11 protein-coding genes are annotated in these 14649 nt (G+C 49.0%); 9 read left to right on the top strand and 2 right to left on the bottom strand.

Translation table 11 applies throughout. The annotated features are described in order from the left end of the window. Positions 1-3 precede the first annotated feature (3 nt). The 9 genes from Q0090_RS04140 (at position 4) to Q0090_RS04100 (ending at position 12403) form a co-directional block, all read left to right on the top strand. On the top strand, positions 4-1815 hold the full coding sequence (locus tag Q0090_RS04140; protein WP_297947739.1) for a hypothetical protein: 1812 nt from the start codon (positions 4-6) through the stop codon (positions 1813-1815). A 13-nt stretch (positions 1816-1828) separates the two neighbouring features. Next, entirely contained in the window at positions 1829-3325 is a 1497-nt protein-coding gene (locus Q0090_RS04135) for a hypothetical protein (protein WP_297947737.1), read from the top strand. A 236-nt stretch (positions 3326-3561) separates the two neighbouring features. Next, complete coding sequence (gene ileS / locus Q0090_RS04130; RefSeq protein ID WP_297947735.1) at positions 3562-6972, top strand: isoleucine--tRNA ligase; 3411 nt, start codon at positions 3562-3564, stop codon at positions 6970-6972. 28 nt (positions 6973-7000) lie between these two features. Beyond that, positions 7001-7708 carry a lipoprotein signal peptidase gene (locus Q0090_RS04125; protein WP_297947732.1) on the top strand — a complete coding sequence of 236 codons (708 nt, stop codon included), beginning with the start codon at positions 7001-7003 and terminating at the stop codon, positions 7706-7708. A gap of 2 nt (positions 7709-7710) precedes the next feature. Continuing rightward, positions 7711-8622, top strand: a complete 912-nt coding sequence (locus tag Q0090_RS04120; RefSeq protein ID WP_297947730.1) for a DUF4296 domain-containing protein — start codon at positions 7711-7713, stop codon at positions 8620-8622. A gap of 40 nt (positions 8623-8662) precedes the next feature. Then, positions 8663-9694 (top strand): endonuclease/exonuclease/phosphatase family protein, encoded by a 1032-nt coding sequence (locus tag Q0090_RS04115; RefSeq protein ID WP_297947728.1) that lies wholly within the window; start codon positions 8663-8665, stop codon positions 9692-9694. Positions 9695-9715: 21 nt separating this feature from the next. Continuing rightward, positions 9716-10831: a DegT/DnrJ/EryC1/StrS family aminotransferase gene (locus tag Q0090_RS04110; RefSeq protein WP_297947725.1), complete on the top strand. Its 1116-nt coding sequence runs from the start codon at positions 9716-9718 to the stop codon at positions 10829-10831. A gap of 22 nt (positions 10832-10853) precedes the next feature. Beyond that, a complete protein-coding gene (locus tag Q0090_RS04105) occupies positions 10854-11441 on the top strand; it encodes an acyltransferase (protein WP_297947724.1) in 588 nt (195 codons plus the stop codon). After that, complete coding sequence (locus tag Q0090_RS04100) at positions 11438-12403, top strand: Gfo/Idh/MocA family oxidoreductase (RefSeq protein WP_297947722.1); 966 nt, start codon at positions 11438-11440, stop codon at positions 12401-12403. Before Q0090_RS04105 ends, Q0090_RS04100 begins: the two co-directional genes overlap by 4 nt. Positions 12404-12409: 6 nt before the next feature. Here Q0090_RS04100 and Q0090_RS04095 read toward each other — a convergent pair whose 3' ends face one another. Together Q0090_RS04095 and Q0090_RS04090 are read right to left on the bottom strand one after the other, a co-directional pair. Then, entirely contained in the window at positions 12410-13006 is a 597-nt protein-coding gene (locus Q0090_RS04095; RefSeq protein WP_297947721.1) for a ribonuclease HII, read from the bottom strand. 15 nt (positions 13007-13021) lie between these two features. Then, complete coding sequence (locus Q0090_RS04090; RefSeq protein WP_297947719.1) at positions 13022-14242, bottom strand: cysteine desulfurase; 1221 nt, start codon at positions 14240-14242, stop codon at positions 13022-13024. Positions 14243-14649: the final 407 nt, after the last annotated feature.

The following is a 14649-nucleotide window of genomic DNA, read 5'->3' as shown; positions in this document are numbered from 1 at the left end:
AATATGAAAAAACAATTACATCTACTGGTACTCTTGGCAGCCGTTTTTTGCTCCACAGGGCTCGCAAACTCGCAAACTCGCGTAAAACCACCTACGCCCTTCTATCACACCGGGTTTGAAGATTGGACCAAAAACGATCTCAAAGAAGAAATCATAACCATCGATGGATACCGGTGGAAGGTTTGCAATGCAGTCATCACCTCAGACTCCACCAAGAGAATTCCCACAGGACACAAAGCCCTCGAACTACGGGCCGGTTCCTTCAATGGTGAAGTCGCTTCGCTAGAGCTTCTCGATAATATAGAAGCAAGCCAAATTGCTTTTGCCTTCTCAGCGTCCGGCATGGACGGCGTTGTCTCTAGACAACGCCAAGCTTGGGCATACGAATTGACCTACGACAATGGAGAGAACTGGCACAGGGCCAACTCGCCTTTCATCTTCGACCGTCATGCCTATACAGCGACCATCGAACAACCTGAAGAGGAATTCAAGCCCTTCCGCTTCCGTATTTGCTATGCAGGCAATGCCATACAATACGGGACAGACTATCGTATCCTCATAGACGACATCCGCTTTTATTCCTACCAAATCAAGAACGATCAGGCCTGGGAGATACGTGCAGATGGAATCACCAACGGCTACGAAACAAGCCAGACCTCTCTTACCGTCTCCCCAGCTCTTGGCGGGGCTACATGGGTACTCTGGGGATCGGGCGAGCACCCCTACCCCAAATCCACCTCCTATATCACCGTCAAGCTAGACGATAAACCCGAGATGTTGGTGAAGCACCTCAACCCGGACATCCCTGGTAGCAAGGTAACATTCGACAACCTCACTGAGGGAAAACACTCTCTATCACTACGTGTTGTAGACCTTATAAGTGGGCTTCCCTACAAAGGCATTGATGACTACAAAATGGATTTCTACGTCCGTCCCTACAAGGCCATAGAGACCCTAAGCGAATTACGTAATGGAGAGATCGGTGCTTTTTACGAACTGACTCCGAAAGAGGGATCTCCCATCCTGATCAACTTCTCTGTGCCTCTCTGCAACCAATATTGGCTCTGGGATGGTGAGATGGGAATGCTTGTCAATGACCCCCTCTACTACCTACCCATCAGTAATAACTTCCCCGAGAAGTTTTCAATGATCAAGAAGATGCGAGGTCAACTTATCAAGCAAGATAATAATCTCGTATTCGTGGTAGATGGTGCTCCCACCACTGTTCTTAGTCAGAATAGCTACCAATTCTTCAACAAGACCTTCATTAGCATTGCCGAGCTTAATAAGCAACTTCCCGAACTCGATGAGGCTCCCGTATCGCTCCAGCAGGTTCGTATCGTGAAGCCCCAACTCGGATATGGCGTCTTCCCTCCCACAACAAACCAGCGTTTTGAGGTGGAAGACAAAGACGGAGCACGCGTCCCGATGAGAAATATCTACTCATTCTTCTTCCTTAAGAACGAGATAGATCCAAGCCAAGAACTCGATGTATTCGCCATCGTTGGCAAGGACTTCTTTTCCGGGGAAGCGATCCTCTTCCCCATCCTTGCTCGTGAGCACAACAAGACAGCCAACGAAGAGATATCCTATAACAAAGACCTTCTCTCTTGGCAACCCAAAGAGAACGGAATAGCGCTCCACGCTAACGAGGCTTGCATGGTAGCCATCTACTCGATCCGTGGCGAAGTGATCGCCCACCTTACACTAATGGCGGAGAGCCAACAAGAGGTCGCTCTCCCCTCTGGCAATTATGTTATTGTAGCAACCTCTCCCGAGCAGGATTCTTACTACACAACCAAGGTTAGTCTGTAATGTTTCTACAACAATGAAAATGAAAAAATATAGCTTCGTAGCCCTAGCGCTACTCCTCTCCATCTTCCGCGCCTCAGCCCAAGAGGTTTTGCCTCCCACCGAGATAGATCGCACATTCCGCCCCACCCTAGATGGGAATGTAATGACCATGGTCATTGACCCCGACGACAAAATAGTAGTAGGGGGGGCCTTCCACAATGGGGGATTTTCGGACGAAGAAGCCCTCAGAATGGACTGCATCATGCGACTCAATAAGGATGGCAGCCCGGACAAAACCTTCAATAAAGGGGGAAGTGGATTCAACAATCTAGTGTATGCTATCACCCGTACTAAAGAAGGGAAATACTTGGTTGCCGGAGCATTTACCGAATACAATGGTGCTCCCGTGGGCATGCTGGTGCGTCTCAATAGCGATGGTTCGCTCGACCCTACATTCAAGCAAGACAATAAGTTTGTACTCCAACATTTCAACGAGAACTACACAACAGAGGTAAACAAAATCATGGTTCATCCATCCGGAAGTATCTATGTAGCAGGTGCCTTTAACACAGTTAATGGCATCTTTGCACCCCTCGTTGCTCGCTTCTCTGCGGATGGAGAACACGACATCTCCTACCAACCCGTAGATGCTGTGAATGAGAAATCATCGCCCATTATCCTCGGCTCTTATATGGAGGAAGATGGTAGTTTCTACATCACGGGCTTCTTCTCTAAGTATGGAGCAATACGTGGGTTGAATGGTATCGCCCGCTTCAATGAAGATGGTAGCTTGGATAAAGACTTTCTTCACATTGCAGCAAAGGACGATACGGATTACTCTTGCACAATCAAAAGCATTGCTCCCTACGACAAGGGGCGCTATATCATAGCCGGTGACTTCACCAAGATCAACGGCAATCCTCGCTTCTTGAGCTGTGTAATCAACTCCAAAGGTGAGGTAGAAATGGATCACTATCAACCCTACAACTTCGCCTCTCTTAACCCAAGCGCCAACTGGGCTTGCTATAGCGCCCTCCGCTATGGAGAGTATGTCTTTGTGGGTGGTGGAGACGTCGCTCTAGCTAAAACCTCATACCTCCGTGCCCTTACGGCTCAGGGCAAAGAGATCCGCGAAGGTTACGACTTTGGGCTAACCCCCGATGGTACGGTAGCCTTCCTACAAATAGATCCAAGAGGTTGGCTTTACATATCCGGGCTCTTCAAAAACATGTCCGGCACTCCGACTCTCTACTTCACAAGAGCTGCCATCCCCGCCCAGGGGACTGCCATTGCCCCCATCTCTCCTCTAGAGAGTGTTGCCATCTCTCAAATAGGACTTTCCGTTAAGGTCGAAATGAAGAAAAACATGGCCCAGCTATCGCTATACTCGGTGGATGGAGTTCTTGTTGCTCAGCAAGATGGACATGGCACAGAAGCCTCTATCTCGGCTCCTGCAGTAGGGAACTACATCCTCTGCATTACGCTCGAAGATGGATCTCGCCAAACCGGAAAAGTTTCTATTGTAGAGTAAGAAAGTCTTACCGTTCGGCACACTTCTTCCTCCAAAGAGGGGGAGCATGATGCCTCTTCTAGTACAGAAAAAGGTTGACCTCCTTGAGTGTCAGCCTTTTTCTATATACTCCCGCAAGATGTAAAGCAACAAGGGAAGGACTCTAGACAACGACTTATCCCCACCCGACACATGCATTAGTCACTATAATATTATTACCTTTGTTGTATAGCTGAAAATAGCAAGAAGAGAAGACAATGAAAAAGAAGTTCAGAGAATATACACAGCCCGACTTCTCGGGAATCAATAAAGAGATCCTAGCTAAGTGGGAAGAGGAAAACCTCTTTGCCGAGAGCCTTCGTCAACGCACTGATGCTCCTTCGTTTATTTTCTATGAGGGGCCACCATCTGCCAATGGAATGCCTGGCATTCACCACGTAATTGCCCGCTCTCTCAAAGATATTTTCTGTCGCTATAAAACCATGAAGGGGTATCGTGTGGACCGCCGGGCCGGATGGGATACACACGGTCTACCCGTAGAGCTGGGTGTAGAGAAGCTCCTTGGTATTACCAAAGACAGTATCGGCAAAACCATTAGTGTAGCCGAATACAACGCGACCTGCCGTCGCGAGGTAATGAAATACACTGCAGAGTGGGAGCAACTTACCAAGAAGATGGGCTACTGGGTAGATATGGATCACCCCTATATCACCTACAAGAATAAGTATATCGAGACGCTTTGGTGGCTTCTTGCAGACCTCCACAAGAAGGGTTTTCTCTACAAGGGATACACCATCCAACCCTACTCCCCCGCTGCCGGTACAGGGCTTAGTACGCACGAGTTGAACCAACCTGGCTGCTATCGCGATGTAAAAGACACAGTCTGCACAGCTCAGTTCAAAGTCTTAAATCCTAAGAAAGAATGGAGCAATTGGGGCGACGCCTACTTCTTGGCTTGGACTACCACTCCTTGGACTCTTCCCTCCAACACCGCCCTCTGTGTGGGTCCCAATATCGAGTACGTAGCCATTGAGACCTTTAACCCCTACACGTCTCTCAAGCAAACCATCATCATGGGTGCCCCCCGTGTAGAGGCCTATTTCGATCCCAAAAATCAAGTAGAAGAGCTACCCGAAGTTGCACCAAAAGAGGTAAAGAAACTACCTTGGCGCATAGTAGGTCGCTACAAAGGAAGCGAACTTGCCGAGCTACAATACGAGCAACTTATCCCCTGGGTTAAGCCTGACGAAGGAGCCTTCCGCGTAATTACGGGAGACTTTGTAACTACAGAAGATGGTACCGGCATCGTTCATATTGCCCCTACATTTGGTGCAGACGACCGCCGTGTAGCCCAACAAAATAACATCCCATCGTTGGTACTCATCGACCGCGATGGGCAAGAGCGTCCCATGGTAGACCTCAAGGGAAGATTCTATAAAATAGAGCACCTCTCTAAGGAGTTTGTTGCCTCTAGAGTAGACCTCCCCCTCTACGATGTGTATGCCGGGCGATATGTAAAGAACGCCTACTCTCCCGAGCCTATTGACGACAAAGAGAGCCTCGATATAGACATCTGTGTGATGCTTAAGATGGAGAATAAAGCATTCCGCATCGAGAAGCATACCCACAACTACCCCCACTGCTGGCGTACCGATAAGCCTATTCTCTACTATCCTCTCGATAGCTGGTTCATCCGTACTACGGCCTGCCGCGAGCAGATGATTGCCCTAAACAACACCATCAATTGGAAGCCCGAGAGCACTGGTTCGGGTCGCTTTGGCAAGTGGCTTGAGAACCTTCAAGATTGGAACCTCTCACGTAGCCGATTCTGGGGTACGCCTCTGAATATTTGGAGAAGTGAAGATGGCACCGAAGAGCGTTGTATCGCATCTGTAGAAGAGCTCTACCAAGCCATCGAAGAGTCTATCGCTGCGGGCGTAATGAAAAGCAATCCTTTCAAAGGCTTTACTCCGGGCGATTATAGTGACGAGAACTACGAAAAGATCGACCTTCACCGCCCCGTGGTAGACGAGATCAAGCTCGTCTCTCCCTCCGGCAAGGTGATGACGCGCGAACAGGATCTCATCGACGTTTGGTTTGACTCAGGGGCTATGCCCTATGCTCAAGTACACTATCCCTTTGAGCATAAAGAGGAGATAGAAAGTGGCGAGCTATTCCCCGCCGACTTCATTGCCGAAGGGATTGACCAAACTCGAGGCTGGTTCTTTACGCTGCATGCCATCTCTACCATGGTACGTGGTAGCGTTGCCTTCAAAAACGTATTGGCCAATGGATTGGTTCTCGATAAGAACGGAAACAAGATGAGCAAGCGTCTAGGCAATGCTGTAGACCCCTTTGCCACCATTGAGCAATACGGATCAGACCCCCTCCGCTGGTATATGATTACCAATGCTTCCCCATGGGATAACATCAAGTTCGACCCCGAGGGAATCAAGGAGGTAAGCCGCAAGTTCTTTGGCACCCTATACAATACGTACCAATTCTTCGCCCTCTATGCAAATCTCGATGGCTTTATAGCAAGCGAACAGCCCTTGTCAGACAGCGAGAGACCCGAGATAGATCGTTGGATCCGCTCGCTGTTGCACAGCCTCATTGCCGAGGTTGACCAGCATCTTGCTAACTATGAACCCACCAAAGCGGGCAGAGCTATTGACGATTTTGTCTCCATAAACCTAAGTAACTGGTACGTACGTCTATCACGCAAACGCTTCTGGGCTGGCGAGATGTCTCAAGACAAACTCAGTGCCTACCAAACGCTTTATGAGTGCCTTACTACCATTGCAAGGCTCATCGCTCCCATCGCTCCGTTCTATGCGGATCACCTCTATCGCGATCTTGTGGGAGACGGGCGTTCTGTACACCTTACAGACTTCCCCGAGAGCCGTCCCGAGCTTATCGATAAGCAATTGGAAGAAAGGATGCAAATAGCTCAAGAGCTATCCTCTATGGTGCTAGCACTCCGCCGAAAGGTTAATATAAAGGTGCGCCAACCTCTCAGTTTGATCATGCTCCCCATCTCCAATGAAGAAGAAAAAGCTCAAATAGAGGCCATTCGCTCCCTCCTCCTTTCTGAGGTTAATGTAAAGGATATAAGCTATGTAGATGCATCAGAGAGCATCTGGAGCAGACGTATCAAGCCCGACTTCAAAAAGCTCGGTCCCCGCTACGGCAAGATCATGAAGCCCTTGGCTCAAGCTATTGCCGACCTACAAGCTTCGGAAATTGCAGCTTTAGACCGCAACGGATTCTTAGAACTGACTGTTGCAGATACGGCTGTACGACTAGAGCGTAGCGACGTAGACATCATTGTAGAAGACATACCGGGATGGCTCGTTGCAACCGAAGGCACGCGTACCGTTGCCCTAGATGTTACGCTCACAGAGCAACTCATCGAAGAAGGGCTGGCGCGCGAGTTTGTCAATCGTATCCAGAATGTACGAAAACAGGCAGGCTTCGAGGTGAATGATCACATCGATATCATTGTGCTCGCAGGGAGCAAAATGGATCCAGTGCTTCAGCATCATCACGACTATATTGCCCGTCAGGTACAAGCCGAAAGCATCCTGCTCAGCGATACCGTAAGCGATGCTGTAGAACTCGACTTCGACGACTTCTGCCTATCGGTAAGCGTAACTAAAAATATCTGATTGAGATAAACTCCTCTTCCTAAACACAATGAGTTTAATTTCTCAAGACCTGCTTACCCCCGAAGAATTACACCGCAAGAGACTCACCCAGTCTCTTGTGGTATGGGGGATTGTTGCCCTATTGCTTATTATCGACCAAGCTATCAAAATATGGGTAAAGACCCATATGATGCTCGGAGAAGATATACGTGTATTCAGTGGATTTCACCTGCTTTTCGTTGAGAACGAGGGGATGGCATATGGGATTACTCTAGGTAGTAAACTCTTCTTGACTCTCTTTCGCATCGTAGCCATGGGGCTACTCTCTTGGGGGGTCGCTCGGCTGATACGTAGCGGCAAGTTCTCTACATGGTTTCTGATTGTGCTTGCCCTCATTACAGCCGGAGGGATCGGCAATATTATTGACTCCCTCTTTTATGGTTTGATTTTCTCCTCCAGCCAGGGGACCATTGCCGAGATTTTCCCAAAAGACGGCGGCTATGCACCCCTCTTTTATGGGCATGTTGTAGATATGTTTTCTTGCCCACTGATCGATTGTACACTACCCTCGTGGATCCCCAAATGGGGTGGGCAGCGGTTTACATTCTTCGATCCCATCTTCAATTTTGCAGATGCGTGCATCAGCGTTGGCGTTGTGGCTCTTATTCTATTTTGCCGCACGCCGCTATCTCGCGCCCTTGAGATGCTGCCTTCCAAACGTCATCGCCAAACCACCCCCCCCGATAACGAAGAGTAACTATGCAGCGCTGCGCTCGTTATCTGCTAGGGACTCTTGCCCTTCTCATCACCCTAGGCAGCCTATCAAGTTGCGGAGACAAATGGCAACGCAAGCTGAGTGATAAGAAGCTCAGACAACTCATTGGCGAACTCTACAAGGCCGATTGCCTCATGGACAATCTAGGCAACAGCATCAACGACACAATGCGACTTGCCTTAGAGGATCAGATTTTTGAGAAGTACGGAATTACACGATCCGACTTCGATAGCATCGTATATCATTACAACATTGATAAGCCCCTCTACTTTGCCGACATAGTGCGACGTGCCTCCTATGACCTCGACAAAGAATTGGAAGCCGTGCAGAAGGGGGGCTCCACTCCCTCTCCTGAGAATTTATTTTTCTCTTCAGAATCGGGAGACTTAAGCAATCTCAATATCGAGCAAATCGTCCCCAACTCTTACTACCCTTGCCGTGTTAGCTTCTTGAGCAAAGCCTCTTGGATAACGCATAGTGCCGTTATAAATGACGGAATACCGGCGGGTAGCTCGCTTGAGGTCTCGATCGATGTAGAGGAACTTCCCGAGAAAGTGATCGAGAATCAATTGGCACCCATTCTTGAGGTAAGCTATTATGCCGATGATTCCCACCAAGTATCCATTCAAACTCCGCTCAAAAATTCGAATGGAGAGACCTACTGTACCCTCGATTTCAAAGAAGATTTCCCGCCAGGGCGCCTAACCCTCTCTCTATTCCAACCCGGAGGAAAAGGATACCCCGGCTATACACTTTACATTCGCAGCCTACGAGTTGCTTTCATCTCAGGAAAGGGCCCGGGCGACTCCTCCTCAACCATAGAGGACGAACTCCTTTTCGATCGCCTTCTCGCCTCGGAGGAGGCTCTTAATCCTCAACTTAGGCCAGAGCCTTAGCCCCCTTTATTTTTATATATCCTCTCTCATGTATAATTCTATGAACCGATCTATCCATTTTTTTATCCTCCTTATTCTCTCGGTAGGCGCCTTGAGTGCTCAAAATGTAGCACACCGCATCCCCATCGCCTTTTACAATGTAGAAAACCTCTTCGATTGCAACGATGACGCTAACGATGACGCCGAATTCCTTCCTCAAGGCAAACGTGAATGGACAAACGAACGCTACCAAGAGAAGTTGAACAATATAGCCCGTGTATTGGGTGATATTGCAGACAACGGAGCGGCCGTTGTAGGTCTTGCCGAAGTCGAAAATCGCCATGTGCTAGAAGATTTGGTACGAAACCCCAGCATTCGAAAGCGTAATTACAGCATCATCCATTACGATTCTCCCGACCCTCGTGGGATAGATTGTGCCCTCCTCTACGATGCTAAGATCTTTCACCTCAAGAGCAGTGGTGTGCGCTTTGTAGCACTACCCGAAGAGTCCAAAATACCCACTCGAGACATTCTCTTTGCCACAGGTACCATAGATAATGAGTTATTTCACTTCATCGTAGGGCACTGGCCCTCTCGCTATGGTGGCGACCCCGCCTCAGCAGGGCGACGTATGGTGGCCGCTCAAACCATGTGCCAAGTGGCAGACTCTCTCCTCAGAGAGTACCCCGGGAGTAAGGCAATACTGATGGGAGACTTCAATGACGATCCTTTCGATGCTTCCGTAGTAGAGGGGCTCAATCTCTGCCAAACTATCGATGAGACTCATGCGACAGATCTTTTCTCGCCCATGCTCCCTATGTATCGCCAAGGCGCCGGCACTCTCGCCTACAAAGGGAAATGGAATCTTTTTGACATCATCGTAGTCAGTGGCAATCTCCTGAAGAAAAACACACAGGGGCTCCATTTGTATCAGGATCCTGAGAGTCATCAACTCGCCTATATATTCCGTCGCGACTATCTTCTCCAGCAAACTCCCAAGCATCGGGGAGAGCCTTTGCGCACCTTTGCCGGTGGTAAATATATAGGTGGCTACTCCGATCATCTACCCGTCTACCTCTACCTCACCAAGTAACTACACCTATCCGCCCTTGATATGAAGATGCTCGACCTCCATGCTCAATACCTATCTCTCAAAGAGGAGATAGACCAAGCGATAAAAAAGGTGCTAGAGAAAACCGATTTTATCCAGGGGGAGGAGGTAGGTTTATTCGCTCAAGAATTGGCAGACTTTGTAGGATGCCGCTATGTTATTCCCTGCGCCAATGGCACCGATGCTCTACAGATAGCCTTAATGGCTTTGGAGCTAAAGCCGGGTGACGAGGTGCTTGTACCCGCCTTTACCTATGTGGCAAGCGCAGAGGTGATAGCCCTACTCGGCTTGGTACCGGTACTTGTGGATGTAGACAAAGAGACCTTCTGTCTCGCCCCCAGGCAACTAGAGAAAGTACTAACCCCACGCACTCGTGCTCTTATCCCCGTGCATTTATTTGGAGCCATTTGCCCCATGGAGCCAATACTTCGCTTCGCACAAGAGCACAACCTCTACGTAATAGAAGACAACGCCCAGGCCTTGGGCGCTACCTATACCTTCTCCGATGGAAGGAGGGCAAAGGCAGGCGCTTTGGGGCATATTGGCTGCACCTCCTTCTTCCCATCCAAGAATTTGGGATGCTACGGCGATGGGGGAGCCCTCTTTACAGACGATGATCGCCTTGCCGAGAGGCTCAAGATGATCGCCAACCACGGTCAGCGCACAAAATATAAACACGAAGCCATTGGCTGCAACTCACGGCTAGACACGCTGCAAGCGGCAATACTAAGGTGTAAACTTCCCCATCTTGCCGAGTATGGAGAGAGACGATGCGAATTGGCTCACCGCTACACAAAGGCTCTACAAGGGGTAGAAAACATTATTCCTCCCCAAGAGATGCCCTACACAACGCATGTGTATCACCAATACACCTTGCGGGTACTTAGTGGGAAGCGAGACCAACTACGCCAGCATCTCTCGGAGCGGGGTATTCCCTCCATGGTCTACTATCCACAGCCCCTACACCATCAGCCTGCATTCACCCCCTTAGTGCATTGCCCTGAGCCCCTCTCCGTGGCAGAGCAACTCCCCCTTGAGGTGCTCTCTCTACCCATCTATCCCGAGTTCCCCCTAGAGGAGCAAGATCGGGTAATTGCAGCCATCCGGCAATTTGCATAGAAGCTAAAATACTCATAGCCTTATGGACGTACCCACAGCACACTATCAAGCTCACCCCACAGCCATTATAGACGAAGGTTGCTCCATTGGTAGCGGCACCGTTATTTGGCATTTCTCACACGTTATGCAAGGGGCTACCCTTGGCAATAATTGTTCTCTAGGGCAAAATGTAGTTGTTTCTCCCGGAGTCATACTTGGGGATGGCTGTAGAGTGCAAAACAATGTATCTATCTATACCGGAGTACATTGTGCCGAAAATGTCTTCTTAGGTCCCTCTTGTGTTTTCACCAACATCCTCAATCCTAGAGCTTTTATAAGCAGAAAAGAGGAGTTCCTCCCTACTCGAATAGGATGCGGAGCCTCTATCGGGGCGAATGCAACCATCCTATGTGGCATTTCCATCGGAGCTTATGCCCTAGTAGGTGCAGGTACTGTAGTACTCAGCGATGTCCCTGACTTTGCCCTCGTGGTAGGGAACCCTGCTCGACAAATTGGATGGGTAAGCCGCCATGGCGAGCGACTCAATTTTAACGAAAAAGGCCGAGCCCAATGCCCTATCACCCAAGAAGTTTACCAACTCTCTAACTCTAAAGTATCTCTAGTCGAATGAAAAATTTCGCCATCATAGGGGTCGCAGGTTACATTGCCCCTCGCCATCTCCGCGCCATACAAGCCACCGGTAATCAGCTCATCTCTGCCTACGATCCTCACGACAGCGTCGGCATCATCGATAGTTACTTTCCAGAAGCCTCTTTCTTTACCGAACAGGAGCTATTCGACCGCCACAACAGCAAACTGCGAGGTACCCCAAAGCAACTCGATTATATCTCCGTCTGCTCTCCCAATTACCTCCACGATGCCCATTGTCGCTACGCAATGCGTCTTGGGGCGGAAGTCATCTGCGAGAAACCTCTCGTGCTAAATCCCTGGAATATAGACGCACTACAACAAATCGAGAGGGAGACGGGGCACCACGTTTATAACATACTACAACTACGTCTGCACCCCTCTATCATCGCCCTACGCGAGAAGGTACAAAATGGAGATCCCAAGAAGATATACGATGTAGACCTCACCTACATTACCTCTCGTGGCATGTGGTACTACACTTCGTGGAAAGGGGATGATCGGAAAAGTGGAGGTATTGCAACGAATATCGGGGTACACTTCTATGATATGCTTACTTGGATCTTTGGCTCTGTACAACGCAACATCGTGCACGTAATGAGCCATGATCGCTGTGCAGGATACCTCGAGCTAAAGAGAGCCCGAGTGCGTTACTTCCTCTCCATCAATGCCCAACTACTTCCACCCAATGCCGTAGAGGGCGAGAAGCGAACCTATCGCACCATCAATATAGACGGAGAAGAGTTTGAGTTCAGTGTTGGCTTTACCGAGCTACACAACGAGAGCTACCAATATATATTGAGAGGAGAAGGATTTGGATTGGAAGAGGTACGCCCCTGTATCGAAATTGTGCACGACATACGTCACAGCACCCCTATTGGGCTCAAGGGCGACTACCACCCCTTAGCGAGCCAACCACTCTCGTCACACCCTTTTTATCACTAAGCTACCCTACTCCTTTCTAGAGAGTTTCGCCTCCATAAAGGTGAAACGCTGAAGCGGAGAATGCCCTATTTTTTCTATCGCCTGCCTATGAGCCGGGGCAGGATATCCCTTATTGCGATCCCACCCATAGAAGGGGAATCGTTTGTGAGCAGCTAGCATATAGTCATCTCGATAGGTCTTGGCCAGAATGGAAGCTGCGGCAATAGAGGCTAGGCGACTATCCCCTTTTACAATGCACTCATGGGGGATATCAAGGTAAGGGTCGAAGTGATTGCCGTCAATAAGCAAACGTTGGGGAGTAATGCTCAAGGCGGCTATAGCTCGGTGCATGGCCAAGAATGAAGCGTGAAGTATGTTGTACGTATCAATCTCTTCTGCCGAAGCACGCCCAACAGCCCAAGCCACTGCTTGCTCTTCTATTTGGGGACGAAGACGATAACGAGTGCGCTCCGTTAGTTTTTTCGAGTCGTTAAGCTCCGGCAAACAGAAGTCCTCCGGCAAGATTACAGCCGCCGCAAATACATCCCCCACGAGGGAGCCTCGTCCGGCCTCATCGCACCCACACTCTATACAGCCATCTGCCAAAAAATGCAAGTCTAACATCCCCTATATTCCTTCTTAAAAGAAACTAAGAGCACGACGTAAAGCCGCAACAAAGGCTTGTACATCAGCCTCGGTATTGTAGAGGGCAAAAGAGGCTCTGAGGGTAGAGGTTACCCCAAAACGATCTAAAAGAGGCTCGGCGCAATGGTGACCGGAGCGCAATGCAATACCTTGCTGATCCATCAAAAGCACCAAATCATAGGGGTGTACTCCATCTACTACGAAGGTAAGCACGGCCTCTTTGTTGGGAGCCGTACCAATCATCCGTACGCCCTTGAGAGAAGCCACCTCGTCTACCGCCATACTAAGCAAGTGCTTTTCGTGTGCGCCAATAGCCTCTAGACCAATTCCTTGCACATACTCAATCGCTTTTGCTAGAGCTACCGATCCTACAAAATTGGGAGTACCGGCTTCAAATTTATAGGGTATGGTATTGAAGGTGGTTTGCTCAAAAGTAACCTTCTCGATCATCTCTCCCCCAAATTGGTAAGGGGGCATTTTCTCTAGGAGTTCGGCCTTGCCATAGAGCACTCCTATACCGGTAGGAGCATAGAGTTTATGACCGGAAAATGCATAAAAGTCACAATCCAACTCTTTTACATCCACGACCTCATGTGCAGCTCCCTGTGCCCCATCAATTACCACCACAGCGCCAACAGCGTGCGCCTCGGCAATCATCTCCCGAATGGGATTGATCGTACCTAAAACATTACTTACGTGGGCTATGGAGACAAGGCGTGTACGCTCGGTAAGCAGAGAGCGATAGGCCTCTTGATCTAGAGTGCCATCATCGTGGATAGGGATAATGCGCAAGGTACAACCACGACGGAGAGCCACCTGCTGCCAGGGTACTATATTGGAGTGGTGCTCCAGTGTACTAATGATAATCTCATCCCCCGGTTGGAGAAACTCCATACCATAGGTAGAGGCTACCAAATTAAGGCTTTCTGTAGTACCTCTGGTAAAGAGGATTTCGCGGCTATCGGCTCCTATAAAGTTGGCTACCGTGGCTCGTGCAGCCTCATGTCGCTCTGTGGCCTCTCTACTAAGACGGTAAACCCCACGATGTACATTGGCATTGCACGTTGTATATGCCTCTACGATACTATCTATTACCACTTGAGGCTTTTGTGTGGTAGCAGCATTATCCAGATAAACCAAAGGCTTACCATTCATCTCGGTGTGTAGAAGAGGAAAATCTCTGCGATACCTCTCTACATCATACCTACTCTTCATTTGCTCCATTACTCTGCGTCTAAAATCTACAACAAAGGTAGTTCTATTCGCCCGTATCAAAGATACTTTCTAAGAGATTCTCGGGTGAAACGGAAAATTTTCTTGCCCTATATGTTGGTCACATTCTAGCTGAAAAACAAGAATTTTTAGGCCTAAAAGGAAAAATATTTTAGCCTGCAAACCTCCTCCATTTCAGCCTAAAACGAAAAACCTCTCCGCCCTCACTCTTTTTCCCGGGGAGGAGACAAGAAATACCCGCCCTCTCGGTATAATAAAAAGGAGACTGTTACACGTCTAATCGGACCAAACTGTTGCATATCTCGCTGATTATTAGTATCTTTTCGTTGTATTAGAAAGCACTCTAGTTAGCTGTATGAGCAAGATTAAACAAACCAAAGCCCCCTCCT

It is taken from the genome of uncultured Porphyromonas sp., assembly GCF_938023125.1.
Classification (GTDB): domain Bacteria; phylum Bacteroidota; class Bacteroidia; order Bacteroidales; family Porphyromonadaceae; genus Porphyromonas.
Note: the sequence above shows the minus strand (reverse complement) of the source record. Positions and strands in the feature narration are given on the sequence as shown.